Source organism: Nostoc sp. 'Peltigera membranacea cyanobiont' 213 (assembly GCF_002245975.1).
GTDB lineage: Bacteria > Cyanobacteriota > Cyanobacteriia > Cyanobacteriales > Nostocaceae > Nostoc.
In genome coordinates, this window is the sequence record NZ_NOLI01000007.1 from 1 (window position 1) to 22,127 (window position 22,127).

A 22,127-nucleotide genomic window follows, 5' to 3' on the forward strand; every position below is an offset into this window, starting at 1 on the left:
TGTTCCCTGTTTGGGCAGGAGCAATGACGTAGGCTGTATTTTCGATAGCTCTGGCTTGTAGTAGCACTTGCCAGTGGTCTTTGCCGGTAAAGGCGGTAAAAGCGGCGGGAATAAAGATAACATCGGCTCCTTTTTCTGCCAGATGACGGTACAGTTCAGGGAAGCGGACATCATAACAAATAGAAAGCCCTAAATTACCCAGTTTTTCTGAGAAATGGACGGGGGGTAGTTGTGTACCAGCCACAACAGTGCTGGATTCCCGATAGGTGTTGCCGTCAGGGACATCAACATCAAATAAATGTACTTTGTAGTAGCGGGCAAGTTCTTGGCCGCTGGGATCGATAAGTAGAGTGGTGTTATAAACTTTGCCTGTATTGTCTACGGGAAGTGGAAAGCTGCCGCCCAAGATCGTAACTTGAAAGCGTTGAGCCATTTTTTTGAGAAATTTTTCACTTTCAAGAGCGATCGCATCACCTTGCGCGAGTTTATCTTTTTCTTCTCCCATATAGGAAAAGTTTTCTGGCAAGCCTACCAATTCAGCACCTTGACGCACGGCAAGCTCTATTAATTCTTCTGCCTGAGCCAAATTTTTGTGTAGATCGGGCACACTTGTCAATTGAATAGCGGCGGCTAAATAAGACTTCATAGATTCAACAACGAACAGTTGATTTATGGAAGATAGATTATCAAAATATATCGCTACTTCAACATCTATGGAACTTAATTAGAAATAACTCAGCCAAGATTTTCTTGAATCGACTTGATTTAATTGCTGATTTTAATCTTCCTCTAAGTTCTAGCAACCTGAGTCAGATTGAGATTAGGTTGCGATCGCACCCCGATCAAAGCTGTCTGCTGTGGATATTTCTATTCTCATTCAAACATTGATTGCTGTGTTTGTCTTGGCAGATGCTATGAGCAATAGACCGATTGATTTAGTAAGAGCATGATGCCCGATCGAACAAATAAAGTTATAGATAAAGCAATGATGTTGCGATCGCAGTTCTTTTGCTATGTGCGCTAGAAATTAGTAGTGCGGGAATTTAAAGAGTTGTTTTTGAGGCAGAAAGCTCCTAAGAATATTTAGAATCAGAAACTGTATACAAATGTAAACAAGTTTGAGAGGCACGAATTTCCCGTCTCTCAAACTTGTTTATAAAAATTAACCTAAAGTGAGAACAACATCGATAACTCAAGAGGATTTTGTGAACCGATTGAGTTTCAAAGATACTTTTCGAGAGTGGAAGCTAATGTACTTTTAGGTACAGCGCCCACCACCATATCTACTTTTTGTCCATCTTTAAAAATCATTAATGTGGGAATACTGCGAATGCCGTATTGACTAGCAACTTGAGGATTTTCATCCGTGTTGACTTTGACGACCTTAATTTGACCTTCGTACTGTAGTTTGATTTCCTCAACAACAGGAGCTACCATACGGCATGGTCCGCACCAGGGTGCCCAAAAGTCAACTAAAACGGGTACATCGCTGTCGAGTACTTCTTGCTTGAAACTAGAGTCGGTAACTTGTGCGGCTGTTGACATGCCTAAAACCTTCGCCAATAATATCTGAGCTTGGTGAAAATTCTACCATAGCAAAAACCTTAGCTTGGGAATGCGAGGATGTACATTTGCAAAGAAGCTCTCTTATTTTATTTACAAACATAAGGAACCGCCCGAACAGTAGTCCGGGCGGAGTGTGGTGTGAGGAGTGAACGGAAACATTCGTCTCCGCTATCTCTATTGTAGGCGACATATAGGATTTTTCCAGCAATTGTTTAGGGGGCTGGAAAAATTTGTTGGGTACTGGTTAAACCTCTTGTCTGGTACTCAGCCCCTAATCCCTAGTCCCCAGTCCCTAATCCCCTTATTTCCCCATACCTAATTGTTGAGCTTTTTGGTAAACTTTACCTTCGGTTAATAGGGAAGGGGCAATCACAACTTCCACTTGCTGCATTTCTTTAATATTTTTGGCTCCTAAAGTGCCCATACTCGTCTTTAAGGCTCCTAAAAGATTGTGAGTGCCATCATCTAGCGCTGCTGGGCCAATGAGTATTTGCTCTAGGCTGCCAGTGGTGGCAACGCGAATGCGGGTGCCACGGGGCAATACTGGGCTGGGAGTCGCCATACCCCAATGATAGCCTCGTCCTGGGGCTTCTGCGGCTCTGGCAAAGGGAGAACCAATCATCACACCATCAGCACCGCAGGCGATGCATTTACAAATGTCGCCACCAGTGATTAAACCGCCATCAGCAATAATGGGGATATAGTTACCAGTTTCGTTGTAGTAATCATCTCGTGCGGCTGCACAATCTGCGATCGCAGTTGCTTGTGGCACACCCACACCCAAAACCCCACGGGATGTACAAGCAGCACCAGGGCCAATTCCCACTAGTACGCCAGCCGCCCCAGCTTTCAACAAATTCAACGTCACTTCGTAAGTCACGCAATTCCCTAACACCACAGGGATGGGCATAGAACGACAAAATTCTGCTAAATCAAGTGGTACTACAGATTCTGGTGACAGATGTGCAGTAGAAACTACCGTAGCTTGGACAAAAAATAAATCTGCCCCAGCTTTTGCCACCGCCTCGCCGTATTTACTTGCACCGGCTGGAGTTGCGCTTACCGCAGCAATGCCACCTTGTTGTTTAATTTCCTGAATACGTTTTTCAATTAATTCCGGCTTTATTGGTTCGGCATAGAGTTCTTGCATCAGGGCAACAAATTCATCTTTCCCCCCAGAGGCAATCCGATCTAATATTGGCTCTGGGTCAACGTAGCGAGTGTGAATCCCCTCTAAATTGAGGACACCTAATGCTCCTAACTGTGACAAACGTACAGCCATACGAACATCTACTACGCCATCCATAGCACTGGCAATTATCGGAATTTCTCGCTCAATATTCCCAATACGCCACTTAGTATCTGCCAAACTGGGGTCTAGTGTTCTGTTACCGGGGACTAGAGCAATTTCATCTATTCCATAAGCTCTGCGAGCTGTTTTTCCCCGCCCAAGTTGAATTTCCACGCTTTAACTTTTCTCAAATCTGTTTAAGCTAGGGTATCAAATTGTGGAGGGAATTGGTGCGTTTTTTTTCCCGAACTACACAGATAAATTCGAGTTACCCAAGCCGCAGCTTGAAATTTTGGCGGATGCAAAGTATTTACTAATCAACCAAATGAGCCAAAATTGTTAACTGGTTTTTGTATTGTGTTGTTTGAAGGTTGATGTTGCGCTAGTTTTTCGATAATTGTAGTTCTATGTGTCTATTGTTACCTTAGTTAGTATCACGATTATTGGCATTAATTGTCTTAATTTGCCTATTTTGAGTTCTGTTAAGAGCGTGCAAATTCCTACTGATGATTTACCGTTTATTTTTAGCTGCATCCACACCAGTGTAACCAGTTGCCAACCAAATTATTGCTCTAGCTCCATCACGGATAGATTTTTCGATAGACTCAGGCGGTTTTTCTGAAGGAACTGGTACTGGTTGTAAATAAATACCTCGACTACCCAAAATAATTTCGCCGATGACACAAGCCCGACGCATGTGGAAGTCTGAAGTAATCAAATAAACGCTCTTGATGCCACGAGCTTGCAAATCATCTACTAACGTAGTAAAATTAGTAACTGTATCTACAGCTTCATAGTCCAAGTGTAAACGTTTGGGATCGACACCAGCTTTGGTAAACACTCGTTGGGTGAATCTAGGTGGACTGCCTCCAGTAATCCAAATCGGTATATTTGGATGCTGGCGTACAAACTCAGCCGTAAATTTTTCTCGCTCTAAACGTCTCGTTGAACCACCCAAAACTACAACTGCTTGCGGCTGTACAAATTGGCTTTGTACTTCTTTGTATCCCCACCAGATGATTAGTGGTAGAACAAAAGCCATGAAACGAAAAGATTTACCTGGAAAGAGTAGCTTATTCAAGGCTCGATAACTTTTTTTACTGAGTCCAAAATTTCCTCTAGCTAGAAGAAAAACAACAATTGATAGTAGAGTAGCAAACTCCTCTCAAAACTGCCCAAATTTATATTTGGGTGGTTTTCGTGTTTCAGCCCAATTAAGCGGGCTTGAAGTTTTTCCTCTAATTGATGGATTATCCTAACCTGTATCGAACAATTCATCAAAGGGTTCTAGTATATTATCGAAGAACCCCATTTAGTTTATCTGGAAAACCTCTCTTTAAATCTCTCTCATTTTAGGAGACAGACTTTAAAATTTCTCCATCCCAAGGTGGGAATGGGGTTAGGTTTTTGTTGGGTTTTTCTAGATGACGCTAAAATTCGTGTCTCTATAGGCTGTATTGAAATATAGTTGGCATCTATCCTAATCGCTAGTTGCTGTTTCTAGCCAGACTTCCACATCATCTGCTAGCAGTTTATGTGCAGCATCTAGCATTGATGCTGCTATGTCTTTGAGGTCTTCGCGGTTGTTCAAGTAAGTTTTTAAGGCTTCCATTGGGTCGATGCTGCTACTTGCACTCAATTCAGGAATCCGGGGCCTGGCTAATTGACTGACTAATTCTGCTTGAATTGTGTAGGTGTGAGCGGGACTTAAAGCAGTATGTAGAGAGGAACTGTCAATCAAATCCATCTGTTCGGAGCGGAGTTTGTAAATTAGTCGCACTACGGCATCTTGAATATCATACTTAGCGATCGCTTTCATTAACACCGCTTGCGGCTCATCTGCTTTCGAGATATCCACCTCAATGGTGCGGAAAGTCCGAACTGTTAAGGGACAAAATTCCCATTCAGCCTTCCCCCGCTCCAGTTCCAGCATTACATAGCCTTTATCTTCTTTTTCTTCACTAAAATCTACCCGCTCAATGCTCCCTGGATAAATCACCGGCGGGTTGTTAGATTTATTCAGGTTCTGGTGGCGGTGGACGTGTCCCAACGCCACATAATCAAAACAAGGTCGCGTTAGCAAAGAGAGGGGTAGAGTAAAGCCTTTACCCACTGCTAAAAATCGTTCTGCGCCCAAAGTCGCATTGTCAGCCATCAAGTGAGCCAAAAGGACAGTTGGCACATCAGGGTCAAGACGGCGAATTTCCCCTTCCATAACAACTCGCAGACGTTCGGTTAAAAGTTCGTTGACTTCCGCCAAAGACGAACCTTCTGTTTCTTGGCGAGTCATCAGAGTCGAACGGGTCAACCAAGGGAGGGTAATTACTTGCACTTTGCCATTGCGGGTTTCGATGCAGTGAGTAGTTAATGTATCACCCACAACAAACCCCGGCACTCCCAAAGTGCGGTAAATATTTAAACTTGCTCCTCCCTGTCCTTGGGAATGTTGGTCATGGTTGCCTACCAATAGCACTGTTGGAATATTGGCATCCATGAGACGGCGAAACTGGCTAGCAAAAGCTTGTTGTACATAAGGCGGTGGTGTCGCATCCGGGAAAGCATCGCCACCAAATATCACCATATCAACAGTATCAGTTAGCGCTCGATCAATACATATAGACAAAGTATTGACAAAATCCTCCAGTCGTGTATTTAATCCAGTATCAGGATTAATTCGTCCGTGGGAGAAGCCGCTTCCCATGTGGATGTCGGAAAGATGGAGGATTTTAATCATTTTGTCTTTCGTCCTTAGTCATTTGTCCTTTGTCTAATACTAATGACTAATGACTAATGACTAATGACTAGATATGAATTCCACATTCTGTTTTATCACTTCCCCGCCAGCGTCCGGCGCGTTCGTCTTCGCCTTCACCTACTTTGGTGGTGATGGGTTGGTCGCCAATACTGGGATAACCTTGGTCGTGGAGTGGGTTATAGATGACTCCATGTTCAGCAACGTAAACCCAGCTGTCTTGGCGTGTCCAAGTAGCTATGGGATTTACTTTTAGCCGTCCTTTTCCGTCTAATTCAAATATGGGCATATTAGCACGGGTGACTGCTTGATCGCGGCGGCGGCCGGTAATCCAAGCGACGCTGTTGAGTTCGTCTAGACCTCGTAGTAGTGGTTCAATTTTTGTAATGTGGTGGAATTTGGCAATATCCTTGTCCCAGAGTTTGTCGCCGTATTTGGCTTCAAAGGCTTCGCGGGTATTTACATCTGGAGTTTTGAAAGTTTGCAAATCCAGGTTGTAGATTTGTATGGCTTTGGCTACTAATTCTAGGCTTTCAGGGAAGTGGTGCAAGGTGTCGAGAAAAATTACAGGAACGGGATGCTTCAGTTCACTGTAAAGAATATGGGTAATTATCATGTCATCCACGTTAAAGGCGCTTGTTTGCACCAATCCCGTTGGGATATTCTCTATAGACCATGCCAGTATTTCTTTGGGAGTGGCAGTTTCAAATTGCTCATTTAATTTTTCTAAGTCAAAAGCGATCGTTTGGTTTATAGATGCCGTGGAGACTGTCATGATAATCTTCTGTTCAAATATTTTTACCTTGATTAAGTTTTATTTTACCCCAAAAAGACTCGTATTCCGCTCGGATATAAGGTAATTATTCTGTTCGGAAATTACTACATTATGGGAATGGGGAATGGAGAAAGGGGAAAACAGTTCCGAGTTTTCAGTGCTGATGAGGGCGTTGTGCTATTTTTATTTAGTCAAAACGAATACACGAGCAATAAATAAATTATTTACTAAGAAATTTTACGGAACTTTAAGTTTTACAGAGCTTTTATAGATATTTATACTGATTTTGATATGGTTAAGGGACTATTAACAAAAAGGATTTTACTGAAATGAAGAATTCACAATTGCCCAATTCTTTAGGACAATCAATAACTATGGGCGCTTTAATAATGTTGACCAGCGTTAGTATTATTACAATAATGAACTTTTTCTAAGATCGAGATTTCTAATTTTAGTAATAAAACTTCACATAGTCCTGCTCAAAACTGAGTGGGACTTTTACTTTTTTATCCAAATAAATCTGTAGAGAATAACTTTTAATACGTGTTATTACGTAGTCTTGCAATCAGAGAATTTAAAATTGGGATGCGATCGCTATAAACCTTAGTTTTTATAAGGCGAACAAGTTCGTAGTCAGGACTTTAGTGCTGGATTTTTCAGCACTGTTCGCACAGGGTAGTGATTACTACGAACTCATCAAAATTAATGCGATAAACCCCTAGTGACCGACTGGCGCTTTTACTCCTGCACCGCCTTTGCCCAGGAATAGTAACAAAGGTAATGAGCAAAGGAACCCTATGCCTACGACTCGAAAGCAATCTGCATAAGATAAAACAGCAGCTTGAGTATCTACAGTTTGACTTAATAAAGCTAGTGCTTGTTGTTGAGCCGTTGTCGCATCCATACCTTGATTTTGCAGTGCCCCATTCAGGAAATCGAGACGCTGATTGGTTTCTGGATCGTAAGGACTAAGTTTTGATAACAAGATATCTCGATGAAAAGTCTGTCGTCGGTCAAGCAGAGTAGTAAGTAAGGCAATGCCGATACTGCCACCTAGTTGTCGAGTCAGGTTATAGAAACCAGAACCAGCAGAAACATCTTTTTTGGGTAGTGGGCCTAAAACTGCCAAACTTAAAGGGAGAAACATAAATACAGTAAAGGCTCCGCGCCATACCAATGGCCAAAATAAATCATCTATACCAGTTTGTGGGGTAATTGCTGCTAGTTGAAACATGACTCCAGATGAGCCGACAGCACCGATCGCAATTAAAAATCGGGCATCAACTATGCTAGTGAGTTTACCTAATAAAACCATCCCGATCGCAGATGCTAAAGCCCCAGGTGCTAATAATAGTCCTGTCTGTGTTGCCGTAAATTGCAGTACACTCTGAGCAAATATTGGCACAGCAAAGAGTGCGCCATAAAGCCCCATACCCACCACTGCTGAGAGAACGCTTCCCGCAGCTAGAGAACGGTGATGCAAAACTCTCAAATCCACGGCAGGATGATCTGTTTTCATCTCTCGCCAAATAAACAACCCCAAGCCAATAATGCCCAGAATGGTCAGAGTGATGATGAAACTAGAGGAAAACCAGTCATCTTGCTCTCCTTCTTCTAATACAGTTTGTAAGCTGCCCACAGCCACAATTAAAAACCCGATTCCCCACCAATCAACAGCTTGGTTTTGGGTATCGCCTTTGTCCTTATTCTTGGGCAAAAACGCTAAAGACATGGCTACTGCCACGATCCCAAAGGGAATGTTCACAAAGAAAATCCAGCGCCAGCCTAAACCATCTACTAAGAATCCTCCTAGTGTTGGGCCAATTGCCGGGCCAGCAATTACACCTACACCAAAAACTGCTTGAGCCAAACCTTGTTCGGCTGGGGGAAAAGTCTCGAACAAAATCGCCTGAGCTTTCGCTAGCAATCCACCACCGCATAAACCCTGGAGAATCCGGGCGGCGATCAACATTGGGAGATTGAAGGATAGCCCACATAAAATAGAGGAAATCGTAAAACCAATCAGCGAGAATATAAAGTAGGTTTTACGCCCAAAGTAATCTCCTAACCATGCAGATAAGGGTATTAAGACGACGTTAGCGATCGCATATCCGCTAACTACCCAACCCACTTCACTTACAGTTGCACCCAAGGTTGCTTGAATGTCGGTGAGAGCGACGTTAACAATACTAGTATCAATTACTTCTAAAATTGCACCTAATGAAGCAGTGAAGGCGATCGCCCACTTCAATGGCCCGTGGACATAACCAAATTGATCGGTACTAGAACGTTTAATATTAGTAGCCATTTTAATTTGTAATTCGTAATACTCGCTAAGAACCAGAAGCAAGCTAGGTAAAGCTTTATTTTGAAAAATTGGTATCAATGCGATACCTGGAGTGGGCTATTTATTTGGCATCACAGAAGCTAAAGTTAAGTATTGTATATATACGCTACGGTAGCGTATCATATAAAAATGGTCAAGGGAGAATTCAACGAGAAGTAGCAAAAATACTTATGCTAAAGATGGATGGTAGTTTCTGCTGTTTTCGTGCATCAAAACTGGGTTGTAGGGTTTATTTGTTTCCCAGATGCTTGTTCTGTGTCCAAAGGTAGAAGCAAATTGCCAAGAAGATATCGCTTGGGGATGAGATTTTTATGAGTAACCAAATTAACGTACCCTCTGGACGACCACGCAGCATCCACGCCGACCAAGCAATTCTGCAAGCGACCTTAGACTTGCTTGCAGAGGTAGGATATCAGAGCATGAGTATAGAAGCGATCGCTTCTCGGGCTGGAGTTGGAAAAACAACAATCTATCGGCGTTACAATTCCAAAGAAGAACTAGTTGCAGACGCGATCGAAAGTTTCAGAGATGATTTAGCGATCCCCGATACTGGCAGCTTTTGGGGAGACATGGATATTTTGATTAATAATGCCGCCAAAAAAATAGATAGTCCCCTTGGTCGCCAGACACTCGCTTTGATAATTAGTACAGCATCTAGCAATCCTCAATTTGCAGAGGTTTACTGGACAAAATATACCAAAGTCCGACGTGAAGCTTTGTCTAAAGTACTTAAGCGGGCAAAATCTAGAAGCGAAATACACAAGGATGCGGATATTGAGCTAGTTATCGACCTTTTAAGTGGGTCACTCTACTATGCACTTATTTTTAAACCCATAACCGAGCCAGTAGAAGCGTATATGCGCCGCACAATGAATCTTCTTCTCAAAGGTATTGGGGCGTAGGGAATTGGGGACTAGGGATTGGGGACTGGGAATTGGGAAAGACTTTTTGCAAGTTATCACTTAAGTCCCCTTATCCCTTGCTTCTTCCCCATTCCCCAATCCCAACTTGTTAGCAAAATAACTTTCCATTATAGGTCATAAATGAGATGATGGAGAAATTAGAGAAAAGGTGAACAATTGTTATTTTTCTCCTTCCGCTTCTGGTTGCAGAATAGCATTACAGTACTGAATGAGGGTTGTCAAGCGATCGCTAATCGTTTGAAGTCTCGTTTGTGCAGTCGATGCTTGCCGCGCTCCTTGCAAAAACATCACATCTATCGCCAACAAACGCAATTGTTTACTCATTTCCGTTTGATAAGACTGGACTCGCCAGTTTTCATCAGCCAAAGGCACAATTTGCTGTCCGAAAAATTGCTGCAACGAGGCTACACGCTGTCGCAGTTCGGGTGCAGCGATTTGGGTAGTTGTGGCATCCGTGCGTAATTGCTCTAGCAAGGTTACGAGTGCCAAATATTTCTCAGGGTTTAAAGACATCCAGTGCTAGTTAAGATAGTATTAATGTCAAGTAATTTTTCTTCTACAATAAACTTCTCTTTTACATTTATCAGCACTAAAAGCCTCAAATTATGGTTTGAGGCTTTGTTTGCCATTAATGCATTTTCAAGTTTATGATCCTTGAAACTCAAACTGGATGACTACCAACAGCTATTGGAAAATCATCCTGACACTGTTTTTTCTACCCGTCTCTGGGCGACAGCATCTTCTTCAGTTGATGCTGGCAGTTTTATTTATCATTCACTTAATCTACCGATCCTATCCAAACCCAATTGTATGAGCAGTCTAGCTATTAATTCACCAATTGATCTAGCCATTCCAGAATGGTTAAAAAAATGTTTGAAGGAGTCATCGACAAGTCACGGCGAAGCGGAAGATGACCGAAGGCATAATGATACAGTCTTAATTGGTCGCGCATTTGAATTTGCTTACCAACTGCACCAAGGTCAATACCGGAAATCGGGAGAAGCATACATTGCCCATCCCATCGCTGTAGCTGACTTGCTGCGTGACTTGGGAGGCAGTGCTGCTATGATAGCAGCTGGATTTCTTCATGATGTTGTTGAAGATACAGAAGTTACAAGTGAAGAAATAGAAGAACGCTTTGGCCCAGAAGTACGACAATTGGTTGAAGGTGTAACCAAGCTTTCTAAAATCAATTTCACCAGCAAAACCGAAAGCCAAGCCGAAAACTTCCGGCGGATGTTTTTGGCAATGGCGCAAGATATTCGGGTAATTGTGGTGAAATTGGCAGATCGTTTGCATAATATGCGAACTTTACAATATATGTCAGAAGCTAGCCGCCGCCGCAGTGCCCAGGAAACACGAGATATTTTCGCACCCTTAGCCAATCGCTTGGGGATTTGGCGAATTAAATGGGAACTGGAAGATTTGGCTTTTAAGTATTTGGAACCAGAAGCTTTTCGCCAAATGCAAGAGCTTGTTTCTGAAAAACGGACGGCGCGAGAAGAGAAACTGGCTAGAGCTACGAATATGTTGCAAGAGCGTTTGCAGCAAGCCGGAATCCGCTTTCAGGATATTAGCGGTCGTCCCAAGCACCTTTATAGCATTTACCAAAAAATGCACCGCCAGCAAAAGGAATTTCATGAAATTTACGATTTGGCAGCGCTGCGGATTATTGTTCAAAGCAATGAGGAATGCTATCGGGCGTTGGCGGTGGTTCATGATGCGTTTCGCCCAATTCCTGGGAGATTTAAGGATTATATTGGATTGCCGAAACCTAACCGTTACCAGTCGTTGCACACTGGGGTGATTGGACTAACTGGCCGTCCTTTAGAAGTGCAAATTCGGACAATCGAAATGCATCATATCGCTGAGTATGGGATTGCCGCCCATTGGAAGTACAAAGAAACAGGAGGTTCTAGTATTAGCCATTTGACAGCGACAGATGACAAATTTACTTGGCTGCGGCAGCTGCTGGAATGGCAAACCGATCTCAAGGATGCTCAAGAATATCTTGATAGCATCAAGGATAATCTATTTGAAGATGATGTCTATGTCTTCACCCCTAAGGGGGATGTTGTACCTTTAAGCCCCGGTTCTACCACTGTAGATTTTGCTTATCGCATTCATACGGAAGTGGGAAACCACTGTTCGGGGGCGCGGGTGAATGGGCGAATGGTTTCTCTCTCAACACGGCTACAAAATGGCGATATTGTAGAAGTTCTCACCCAAAAGAACTGCCATCCGAGTTTAGATTGGTTGAATTTTGTCAGAAGTTCGGCAGCGAAATATCGAATAAAACAATGGTACAAGCGATCGCGCCGCGAAGAAAATGTTGCCCGTGGACGGGAATTGTTAGAAAAGGAACTCGGTAAAACTGGTTTTGATAGTCTGCTAAAGTCCGACGCAATGCAGATTGTCGGCGAAAAGTGTAACTACCACAGCGTCGAAGATTTACTCGCTGGTTTGGGTTACGGAGAAATTACGTTGAACCTAGTACTAAATCGTTGGCGAGAAGTGGCGAAGGGACAACAGCCAGTTTCTACAGTATCGCCATTTATCCCCAAAGAACCAACATCAAAGGCTTTGCGAGATGCACCTCCAACTACTTCCCGCGCTAGTGACTCGCCAATTGTTGGTGTAGAGGGGTTGGTATACTATTTAGCTGGGTGTTGTACCCCGATTCCTGGCGAACCGATTATTGGTGTGGTGACGCGAGGTAGGGGGATTTCAATTCATCGCCAAGGCTGCCACAATCTAGAAACTGTGGAGTATGAGCGCTTAGTACCAGTTAGGTGGAATCCAGGCGCAGAAAATAGCGGTCGTCCGCACACTTACCCTGTAGATGTTCAAATTGAAGCTCTTGACCGTGTTGGGGTGTTAAAGGATATTTTGTCACGGTTGAGCGACCAAGGGATCAATGTCCGCCATGCTCAGGTGAAAACGGCTATTGGCCAACCTGCATTGATGGACTTAGGAATAGATATACGCGATCGCTTTCAATTAGAGCAAGTGTTCGTGCAAATTAAGAAAATGAGCGACATTTTGAATATCCGCCGCGTTGGTCAAATTGACGAGTAAGTAGCCAAATTTTAGTGATTGTCTTGAAAGTCAGACAATCGCTAACTAAAAACTGGGGCTGGGAACATGAGCGACCATTGCTCATGTTACATCGTGCTGCGTATGCATGAGAAAATCAGATAATCCAATCGCAATTGTTGCGATGATGCCAGGGAAGGAAAAAAGATGTCGGAGAATTTGAGAAGCCAAGTTGTGACGCAAGGCGTACAGCGATCGCCAAATCGAGCTATGCTGCGGGCAGTTGGTTTTAAAGATGAAGATTTTAATAAAGCCATTGTCGGTATAGCCAACGGTTACAGTACAATTACTCCCTGTAATATGGGAATAAATCAACTGGCACTAAGGGCAGAGGCTGGGATTAAAACCGCCGGGGCGATGCCGCAAATGTTCGGCACAATTACCATTAGCGATGGGATTTCAATGGGAACTGAAGGGATGAAATATTCCCTAGTGTCGCGGGAAGTTATTGCCGATTCCATTGAAACCGCCTGTACCGGACAAAGTATGGATGGTGTGCTGGCAATTGGTGGCTGTGATAAGAATATGCCAGGAGCAATGTTAGCGATCGCTCGGATGAATATCCCTGCAATATTCGTTTACGGTGGTACAATTAAACCCGGACACTACAACGGGCGTGACTTAACTGTTGTTAGTTCGTTTGAAGCCGTTGGCCAACACAGTGCCGGAAAAATTGACGATAAGGAACTATTAGAAGTCGAAAGTCGGGCTTGTCCTGGCGCTGGTTCCTGCGGGGGAATGTTCACGGCTAACACCATGTCTTCAGCATTTGAAGCAATGGGGATGAGTTTACCCTATTCTTCCACAATGGCAGCAGAAGATGCCGAAAAAGCCGACAGCGCGGAAAAATCAGCATTCGTTTTAGTCGAAGCTATCAAGAAACAAATCTTACCGCGCCAAATTATCACCCGCAAATCTATAGAGAATGCTATTTCTGTAATTATGGCGGTGGGTGGTTCGACCAATGCCGTATTGCATTTTTTAGCGATCGCTCGTGCTGCTAATGTAGAGTTAACCCTAGATGACTTTGAAACTATTCGCGCTCGCGTTCCCGTTTTGTGCGATTTAAAACCAAGCGGTAAATATGTCGCTACAGATTTGCACAAAGCTGGTGGCATTCCCCAAGTCATGAAGATGTTACTGGTGCATGATTTATTACATGGTGATAGTCTTACTATTAGCGGTCAAACCATTGCAGAGATATTAGCAGACATCCCAGAAGAACCATCCGCCAATCAAGATGTAATTCGTCCCTGGAATAACCCGATGTATCCTCAAGGACATTTAGCCATCCTCAGAGGTAATTTGGCAACTGAAGGGGCTGTCGCTAAAATTACTGGCGTGAAGAAACCAGTAATTACCGGCCCCGCACGGGTATTTGAATCGGAAGAAGCTTCCTTGGATGCAATTTTGGCGGGTAAGATTCAAGCTGGTGATATTTTGGTTATCCGCTACGAAGGGCCTAAGGGCGGCCCGGGGATGCGAGAAATGTTGGCTCCCACTTCGGCAATTATCGGGGCTGGTTTGGGTGATGCGGTGGGATTAATTACCGACGGGCGCTTTTCTGGCGGTACTTATGGTATGGTGGTTGGTCATGTTGCACCAGAAGCAGCAGTTGGTGGGGCGATCGCTCTTGTAGAAGAAGGCGATAGTATTACCATTGATGCATCGGCTCGTTTATTGCAGTTGAATATATCCGAAGAAGAATTAGCCCGTCGTCGTGCCAACTGGCAACCCCCCGTCCCCCGTTATACCAAAGGTGTCTTGGCGAAATATGCCAAATTGGTATCTTCTAGCAGTCTTGGGGCTGTGACAGATTTAGATTTGTTTTAAATGATATGAACTACCTACACTGACCTGATGGTACGGTGTAGGCTTCCCAATTCATTCAAAGTGCAAAAAAAACCATCCCTAAATTTGCCAGAATTTACGTAAGGGCGATTGCCACAACTTCAACATATTTTTACGAAAAACATTTTTTAGCGCCCAAAGATTAAAACTTTTAAGAAGTAGCCACTTGCACCTTTGACACTAGAGTACATAGCTTCAATAATGTTCTTACGTAAAAATCCGTACTCATATAGAACTCTTATTTGATTTTTGCTAAATATACTGATAGCTAAAACCCGATCCGGCTAGCTTTCAGTCAGCCTTGCTTTGGCAAATCAAATGAGATTGCTATATAAACTGGTATTCATAGGGTTGCATTATGCTTTTCTCAAATTCAACAACTAGTTTAAAAACTAGCCAAAAAAATAATAAACTAGGCACAGTTTTTTGGACTCAAACTAACATTGTGCTACTCACTGGATATTTAATCGCTCTCCCCATTTTTACATTAATAACTTTATCCTTATTATTGCCCTTATTCACTGCTAGCTTCTTCGCTTCAATTGGAACCTCGCACCACTCTACATCGATTCCTTGGATAGACGATCCATCTGAGTGCGAACATACCGGCAGAAACTGGCGCGATCGCAAATGTTGGGATAATGAACACAATCCCATGTTCTGAATAGATATCGCACAATTGCCTAAATTGACAAAACAGGCTAACAACCTTGGAATTAGATCAAAATGGATATGTAGCCTGTTGTTTGTCCAACCTTGAATCAACCTAACTTCGTGCGTAATCTGCAAGAAACTCATTTAAATCGTGCCCGCGCCAGTCTCAGACAAGCGCTGTCTTGGTATGGATATCTTCGCAAATCAGGACAGTTGTCATCTAACCCAGAATTGGCAGGTTTGATCAAACCAGAATTGGAAGCTTTGAATTCCACACTCAACAAGCTGGACTCTAATGTTATCAGAATTGCTGCTTTTGGTTTGGTGAGTCGTGGAAAGTCAGCAGTTTTAAATGCTTTGCTGGGAGATAAAATTCTGCAAACTGGGCCCTTAAATGGTGTCACTCAATGGCCCCGTTCAGTGCGTTGGCAGCCAGGAGGTAAGGTACTAGTAGAGTTAATTGATACCCCCGGCTTAGATGAGATTGAGGGCGAGTCACGGGCGGATATGGCGCGAGAAGTGGTGCATCAGGCGGATTTGATTTTGTTTGTCGTATCTGGTGATATCACGCGCACTGAGTATCAGGCACTGCTGGAATTGAGGCGATCGCAAAAACCCCTGATTTTAGTATTTAACAAAATAGACCTTTATCCAGATACAGACCGGGGAGCGATTTACCAAAATTTACAACAATTGGGTGCTGGACATCCCGAAGCGAAACCTCTACTACCTGATGAAATTGTGATGGTGGCGGCGGAACCAGCAGCAATGGAGGTGCGGGTTGAATGGCCTGATGGGCGTGTCAGTTATGAATGGGAGACACCACCACCCCAAGTAGACGAACTCAAAGAGACAATTCTAAATATTCTGAATCGGGAAGGGCGATCGCTTCTAGCTTTAAATGCCCTCATCCAAGCACGGGATGCAGAAGCCGCCATCGCTCAAAAAACCATCGAATTACGCGAAAAAGAAGCTGAAAATATCATTTGGCAATTTACCAAATACAAAGCTTTGGCAGTAATGCTCAATCCCATCGCTTTCTTAGATATCCTTGGCGGAACTGTTGCCGATTTAGCTTTAATTCGCGCCCTCGCTAGATTATATGGTTTGCCGATGACTAGCTATGAAGCTGGGAAAATTTTAAAAACGATTTTATTTAGTTCTGGTGGTTTGCTACTAGGGGAATTAGGTAGTAGTTTTCTTTTGGGTTTAGGTAAAACTACGGCTGCAATAACCAGTGGTGATAATCCCAGCAATATTACTGCTTTTGCTGGCAGTGCGATCGCTCAAGCTGGTATCGCCGGCTATGGTGCATATTCCGTTGGCAAAGCCGCTCAGGTGTATCTCGAAAAAGGCTGCACTTGGGGACAGTTGGGTGCTAGCAGCGTCATTCAAGAAATTTTATCTCAAGTCGATCGGAATACAATTCTGTATCGCTTGCGACAAGAGCTAGGCATAAAGTATTGATAATAAATAAGTTTTATTAATTATTTGTTACCGTTTACAAGTGTTTATGAACTTCTATCAAGCTCTTCTGACAATTGACTGACATTCTGAATTTGGGATGCAAGATTAAGGGAACAGGTTACAGGGAACAGGCTATAGGAAATAAAACTATTCCCTATCCCCTAATATCTATCTGTATAAATTAAAGGTGAAAGGATCATGACAACTACCTTAAACTCATTTGAAACTGCTGGGGCGGCAAATATTGAAGAAGCGATTACTGAAGCGATTACTGAAGCGCGGACAACTTGTGAGCTAGATGGTAGTAATTCTGCGGGTTGTGCCGTAGCTTGGGACATTGTGGAAGAATTGCAAGCTGAGAAAGCCGATCGACAGCACGCAAAATTAAAGAAAACCTCTTTGGAAAACTACTGCGATCGCCATCCAGCTTCCGTAGAATGTCTAATCTACGACGTTTAACTCTTGCGTAAATCAGTTGTTGCTGATTGCGTTATCTGCTTAATTGCCTCTAAATCAGGTGATGGTGTTTCACTTTCCATTTCCAACCACAAAAGATATTCGATATTCCCAGCCGGGCCAACGATCGGCGACCAAGTTAAGCCTTTGTATTTCCATCCTAATTCATGGGCTGTTTGCAACACCTGGAAAATAGCATCAGCTTGGTCGTTTGGATCTCGCACAACGCCTTTTTTACCCACACGGGATCTGCCAACTTCAAACTGTGGCTTGACTAACAACACAGCTTCTCGGTTAGCTTGAGTTAGTTGCCACAAAGCAGGCAGAATTTTAGTTAAAGAAATAAACGATACATCAACTACCGCCAAATCAGGAATCGGGTCATTTTCGCCATATAACTCATCTGGTCGTAGTTGCCGTAAATTGGTGCGTTCCCGCAAAATCACCCGCGAATCATTTCGCAACCGCCAGTCAACTTGTCCGTAACCAACATCAATACCGTAAACTTGTTTAGCTCCAGCTTGCAAGAGACAATCAGTAAAACCACCAGTAGAAATCCCACCATCTAAACAAATGCGCTCTACTACAGGAATGGCAAATACTGATAAAGCTTTGGAAAGTTTTTCACCGCCTCTAGAAACAAAAGGCGATCGCTCTTTAATTTTTATTTGAGCTGCAATATCAACTTCTGTACCAGGCTTATCAACTAACTGCTGATTAACAGTAACTTCCCCCGCCTGAATTAACCTCTGTGCCAAGGCGCGAGAAGAACATAAATTTCGCTCTACTAATAGTGTGTCGAGTCTCTGTTTAGCCAATTAACTAGACTCTCCTGGTAAGATTCAAACTGTATTAATAAAAGTAAACGCACCTTGCCAGTCAAGCCAAAGTGCGATAGTTGTTAATTCCACTTATGCGAACTTTGTTTGTATAGTTCCGCGATTTTTAGCCACCAGAGCTATACGCTAAATATCGATCTCGCTCAACTCGCGTGTGATGTGATCGAATGGTTCATCTACAAAAGCAGTATTAACCACACCTGCTGCTGCTACTTGCTCCTTAATCAGATCCTTAAGAATCTGGATACCGCGAACCGTAGGCCCAATAGGCACTCCTAAAGAATTGTAAGTTTCCCGCAGTCCTTGCAGCACACGCTCATCCAATACATTTGTATTCCCAGCAACCAACGCATAGGTGGCGTAGCGCAAGTAGTAATCTAAATCGCGCAGGCAAGCCGCATAACGACGAGTTGTATAGGAATTTCCACCGGGACGGATCAATTCTGGCAGTTCTTCATATAACTTTAAACCAGCCTGCTTGACAAGTGCAGCCGCATTAGAATTTATCGCCGCTGCCGCTTGGACTCGGACTGTACCACTGTCAAAGTAAGACTTCAGGCTATCGATCGCATTCCGGTCAAAATACCGACCAGCTAAGTCATAATTCTTAATTAAACTTGTTACCGCATCGCGCATTCTTTTTTCTCCCAATCCTTGCTATTTATGGTTTGATATTTATTTGGCTGCACTTACGCGCCAGCAAATTTTTGTGCTATTTAAAATAGATTCGGCACAAAAACAATCTATCCACTATTTAAGGATTCTATGCCAAAGTTGACCCATATATGATGAACTTTCCAGTTTTGTACAGATGATTGCTGAAAGGTTAATATAACCTGTAATCCAGATATCTGTAGCACAGGCTACAAAATCCCCCAATGTCTAGTATTTAAGATATTTCTGGTGTGTCACGGCTTGATTGAGATCAGCAGGGTTAGGATGCAATGGAAGATTCTGGTTTACTTTAGAAAATTGGTAGAGAAGGAGTAACAATGACAACACCGCAAGAACTCTTGAAGAGAATTCAAGATGAAAAAATTCAACTGATTGATCTCAAATTCATCGATACAGTAGGAACTTGGCAGCACCTCACACTGTACCAAAACCAAATCGATGAGACTGCATTCACGGATGGCGTACCTTTTGACGGTTCCAGCATTCGGGGTTGGAAAGCGATCAACGAATCGGACATGACGATGGTACTCGACCCCAACACTGCTTGGATCGACCCATTCATGGAAGTCCCAACACTAAGTATAATTTGTAGTATCAAAGAACCCCGCACAGGGGAATGGTACAACCGTTGCCCACGTGTTATTGCCCAAAAAGCAATAGATTACCTGGTTTCTACTGGTCTTGGTGACACAGCTTTCTTTGGCCCGGAAGCTGAGTTCTTTATCTTTGATAGTGCTAGGTTTGCCCAAACTGCCAACGAAGGCTACTACTTCTTAGATTCCGAAGAAGGTGCTTGGAATTCTGGTAAAGCCGGTACCGAGAACAAACCCAACTTGGGTTACAAACCACGCTTCAAAGAAGGTTACTTCCCAGTTTCACCAACAGATTCTTTCCAAGATATCCGTACAGAAATGCTGTTGGTAATGGCAGAATTAGGTGTACCCATTGAAAAGCATCACCATGAAGTTGCTACTGGTGGTCAGTGCGAACTAGGTTTCAAATTTGGTAAGTTAATCGAAGCGGCTGACTGGTTGATGATTTACAAATATGTCATCAAGAACGTTGCCAAAAAACACGGCAAAACCGTCACCTTCATGCCAAAACCGATTTTTGGCGACAACGGTTCTGGAATGCACTGTCACCAATCTATCTGGAAAGATGGCAAACCTCTGTTTGCAGGTGATAAGTATGCTGGTTTGAGCGATATGGCGTTGTACTACATTGGTGGTCTTCTCAAACACGCACCAGCGCTATTGGCAATCACTAACCCCAGCACCAACTCCTACAAGCGCTTAGTACCTGGTTATGAAGCACCAGTGAACTTGGCTTACTCCCAAGGGAACCGTTCTGCTTCAATCCGTATTCCTCTATCTGGTACTAACCCCAAAGCCAAGCGTTTGGAATTCCGTTGTCCAGATGCTACTTCTAACCCCTACTTGGCATTTGCTGCAATGCTTTGTGCTGGTATCGATGGCATCAAAAACAAAATCCATCCTGGTGAACCCTTAGATAAGAATATCTATGAACTCTCTCCAGAAGAACTAGCAAAGGTTCCTTCAACTCCAGGTTCTTTAGAATTGGCGTTGCAAGCACTGGAAAAAGATCACGCATTTTTGACAGAATCAGGCGTTTTCACGGAAGACTTTATCGAAAATTGGATTGACTACAAACTAGGTAATGAAGTCAAGCAGTTGCAACTACGTCCTCATCCCTACGAATTTTACCTCTACTACGATGCTTAATTAAGGATCGGATCTCATCAACTAAAATTAATAAGTTTCGCCACCCTAGAGTAGAGGGTGGCTTTTTTTCCAGAGTTGTCAGTTGAGATATTCACTTAAAACTCTTGAAACTTAGCTCATGGAAGCATGACTAGGCCCATAAATCATCCGAGTGTTAGCATCTACCTTCCCTTGAATCGGGTTCCAATAGTGAGATGCTTCTTCAGGAAGACCAAGTTCTTGTGCAGCTCGCATCAGTATTGATTGTTGGCGATTCTTGACTTGCTGATGTTCGCGCACCATTAATGCACGAGATTTATCTGCAATAGACATAACCATAGTCCTCTCTATTTGGTGAATATATAATTTTTGTTTTCTCACAAGACTAATATAACAATAATTCTGTAACATAAGCTACTTTTTACATAAGTTTATATTTTATTTTGCTGACAATAGTCCAATTCATGGCACAAATACAGCAGTTGCAAATAAGTTAGGATCAAATACACAATTTACAAAAATTTACATAATCTATGACAGTTACCTACCCACGTAAATTTCAGAATGTTTTAGGTGCCAGAGAGATATTGAAACGGGTGGTATGCGATCGCGAAATCCATCTCATTACCCTCAACCGCTACCGTTACAGCGAACAACGCAGTTGTAAAGACTTGACTGACCTAATTGAACAACTGAATGGACAGCCACGAGAACTGGTGCGGGATTTGTCTCATCATATTTCAGATGAAGCTCGTCATGCTATGTGGCTAACTGACTTGTTGGCAGACCTGGGAGCAGATATCGGTAAGCCGCCTGGTTCCTCTTATATCAATGAATTTGAACGCCTGCTAGACCACGAACAACAAGATCCAGTCGAAGAACTCGAAGATTTTGTGATTTCTTCCCTTGCGGCGATTAACGCCACCGAAAAACGAGGTTGTGAGTATTTTTCTGCTCACATTTATGCACTCAAGCAAGCACCGCAGACAGAAGAAAACATCAAAATTCGGGAAACCATTGAAAAAATTCTCCCAGAGGAAGCAGGACATGTCCGTTGGGGTAATCGTTGGCTAGGAGAACTCGCGCGTAAGAGTCCAGAACATCAGCAAAAAGTAGAGCAAGCCAAGCGAAAATATACCGCAATTGAACAAGCGGCATTTGAATCAGGAATGGATATTACCTTGGGTGCAGAACTACGACGAGTTGCCAACCTAGTTGAAGTGGCAAATACCATGCCACTTTGGCAACGTCCTCAATACCTGATGGAACGCTTACCCCAGACTTTGTTAGCGCCTGAGTTGCAATTTACTAGGATTCAGGCTGCACAAAAAGCTTGGCAGCGCAATCCCCAGATGTTTATCGAGAAGTTTGTGCCGATGTTCCTCAACGGCATCCAGAAAACAGAAAATAACCGCAAGAAAACAAAAGTGTAAAGGGTATTGGGAATTGGGTATGGGTTATTTCTTTAATCTCCCTTGTCTCTATTCCCTTTTCTTTAAGTAAAATTCATCAAAAAAGAATTTAAAAAGGCCAAATGCAAAATTTTGCATTTGGCCTTGGGTGTACAATAATTAAGAGAGTCAGATAATCTATTGAGCTATCAAATCCTTCTTAATATCTATTTATGTTGGTAGCCATCTGTAAGCAAAAGAACCAGGGTCGAAGAGTAGGTCATAAGTAGTAGTAATATATGTTGCCAAGTGCAATAAACTTA

The 22,127-nt window shown here is 43.1% G+C and carries 19 protein-coding genes; 8 read left to right on the top strand and 11 right to left on the bottom strand.

All coding sequences use genetic code 11. The features are described 5' to 3' along the window. The 7 genes from CDG77_RS03285 to CDG77_RS03315 all read right to left on the bottom strand — a co-directional run. Positions 1–646, bottom strand: a 646-nt coding sequence (locus tag CDG77_RS03285; protein ID WP_094327969.1) for a carbon-nitrogen hydrolase family protein, incomplete at its 3' end; no start/stop codon positions are given. A gap of 575 nt (positions 647–1,221) precedes the next feature. Next, a complete protein-coding gene (gene trxA / locus CDG77_RS03290) occupies positions 1,222–1,545 on the bottom strand; it encodes a thioredoxin (protein ID WP_094327971.1) in 324 nt (107 codons plus the stop codon). A 322-nt stretch (positions 1,546–1,867) separates the two neighbouring features. After that, entirely contained in the window at positions 1,868–3,031 is a 1,164-nt protein-coding gene (locus CDG77_RS03295; RefSeq protein ID WP_094327973.1) for a GuaB3 family IMP dehydrogenase-related protein, read from the bottom strand. Between the two features lie 337 nt (positions 3,032–3,368). After that, positions 3,369–3,899, bottom strand: coding sequence for a YdcF family protein (locus CDG77_RS03300; RefSeq protein WP_181154523.1), 531 nt, complete (start codon positions 3,897–3,899; stop codon positions 3,369–3,371). 438 nt (positions 3,900–4,337) lie between these two features. Further along, complete coding sequence (gene sbcD, locus CDG77_RS03305) at positions 4,338–5,591, bottom strand: exonuclease subunit SbcD (RefSeq protein WP_094327977.1); 1,254 nt, start codon at positions 5,589–5,591, stop codon at positions 4,338–4,340. Positions 5,592–5,658: 67 nt separating this feature from the next. Next, positions 5,659–6,384, bottom strand: a complete 726-nt coding sequence (gene cysH, locus CDG77_RS03310; protein WP_094327978.1) for a phosphoadenosine phosphosulfate reductase — start codon at positions 6,382–6,384, stop codon at positions 5,659–5,661. Between the two features lie 718 nt (positions 6,385–7,102). Next, positions 7,103–8,692: a DHA2 family efflux MFS transporter permease subunit gene (locus CDG77_RS03315; protein WP_094328076.1), complete on the bottom strand. Its 1,590-nt coding sequence runs from the start codon at positions 8,690–8,692 to the stop codon at positions 7,103–7,105. 350 nt (positions 8,693–9,042) lie between these two features. Between CDG77_RS03315 and CDG77_RS03320 the strand changes: the two genes are divergently transcribed. After that, positions 9,043–9,633 (top strand): TetR/AcrR family transcriptional regulator, encoded by a 591-nt coding sequence (locus CDG77_RS03320; RefSeq protein WP_094327980.1) that lies wholly within the window; start codon positions 9,043–9,045, stop codon positions 9,631–9,633. A gap of 180 nt (positions 9,634–9,813) precedes the next feature. Here CDG77_RS03320 and patD read toward each other — a convergent pair whose 3' ends face one another. Continuing rightward, positions 9,814–10,167, bottom strand: a complete 354-nt coding sequence (gene patD, locus CDG77_RS03325; RefSeq protein WP_094327982.1) for a heterocyst frequency control protein PatD — start codon at positions 10,165–10,167, stop codon at positions 9,814–9,816. 297 nt (positions 10,168–10,464) lie between these two features. Here patD and CDG77_RS03330 point away from each other — a divergent pair, with 297 nt between their 5' ends. The 5 genes from CDG77_RS03330 to CDG77_RS03350 all read left to right on the top strand — a co-directional run bounded on the left by CDG77_RS03330 (position 10,465) and on the right by CDG77_RS03350 (position 17,181). Then, the gene (locus CDG77_RS03330; protein WP_094328077.1) at positions 10,465–12,732 is read left to right on the top strand and encodes a RelA/SpoT family protein; all 2,268 of its coding nucleotides are present in this window, start codon (positions 10,465–10,467) and stop codon (positions 12,730–12,732) included. Between the two features lie 165 nt (positions 12,733–12,897). Then, the gene (gene ilvD, locus CDG77_RS03335; protein WP_094327984.1) at positions 12,898–14,583 is read left to right on the top strand and encodes a dihydroxy-acid dehydratase; all 1,686 of its coding nucleotides are present in this window, start codon (positions 12,898–12,900) and stop codon (positions 14,581–14,583) included. A gap of 376 nt (positions 14,584–14,959) precedes the next feature. After that, positions 14,960–15,265 carry a hypothetical protein gene (locus tag CDG77_RS03340; RefSeq protein ID WP_094327986.1) on the top strand — a complete coding sequence of 102 codons (306 nt, stop codon included), beginning with the start codon at positions 14,960–14,962 and terminating at the stop codon, positions 15,263–15,265. A gap of 110 nt (positions 15,266–15,375) precedes the next feature. Then, positions 15,376–16,722 (top strand): GTP-binding protein, encoded by a 1,347-nt coding sequence (locus CDG77_RS03345; RefSeq protein WP_094327988.1) that lies wholly within the window; start codon positions 15,376–15,378, stop codon positions 16,720–16,722. A 198-nt stretch (positions 16,723–16,920) separates the two neighbouring features. Next, a complete protein-coding gene (locus tag CDG77_RS03350) occupies positions 16,921–17,181 on the top strand; it encodes a Calvin cycle protein CP12 (RefSeq protein ID WP_094327990.1) in 261 nt (86 codons plus the stop codon). Here the strand turns inward: CDG77_RS03350 and CDG77_RS03355 are convergent. Further along, on the bottom strand, positions 17,178–17,996 hold the full coding sequence (locus tag CDG77_RS03355; protein ID WP_094327992.1) for a TlyA family RNA methyltransferase: 819 nt from the start codon (positions 17,994–17,996) through the stop codon (positions 17,178–17,180). The two genes, CDG77_RS03350 and CDG77_RS03355, sit on opposite strands and share 4 nt — an antisense overlap. Before the next feature lie 147 nt (positions 17,997–18,143). After that, the gene (gene apcB / locus CDG77_RS03360) at positions 18,144–18,653 is read right to left on the bottom strand and encodes an allophycocyanin subunit beta (RefSeq protein ID WP_069071277.1); all 510 of its coding nucleotides are present in this window, start codon (positions 18,651–18,653) and stop codon (positions 18,144–18,146) included. A gap of 356 nt (positions 18,654–19,009) precedes the next feature. On the opposite strand from apcB, the gene glnA reads away from it, so the two are divergent. Further along, positions 19,010–20,434, top strand: a complete 1,425-nt coding sequence (glnA, locus tag CDG77_RS03365) for a type I glutamate--ammonia ligase (protein ID WP_094327994.1) — start codon at positions 19,010–19,012, stop codon at positions 20,432–20,434. A 111-nt stretch (positions 20,435–20,545) separates the two neighbouring features. Here glnA and CDG77_RS03370 read toward each other — a convergent pair whose 3' ends face one another. Then, complete coding sequence (locus tag CDG77_RS03370) at positions 20,546–20,746, bottom strand: hypothetical protein (protein ID WP_094327996.1); 201 nt, start codon at positions 20,744–20,746, stop codon at positions 20,546–20,548. Positions 20,747–20,946: 200 nt separating this feature from the next. Here CDG77_RS03370 and CDG77_RS03375 point away from each other — a divergent pair, with 200 nt between their 5' ends. Next, positions 20,947–21,846 carry a ferritin-like domain-containing protein gene (locus CDG77_RS03375; protein ID WP_094327998.1) on the top strand — a complete coding sequence of 300 codons (900 nt, stop codon included), beginning with the start codon at positions 20,947–20,949 and terminating at the stop codon, positions 21,844–21,846. The last annotated feature ends 281 nt before the right edge of the window (positions 21,847–22,127 follow it).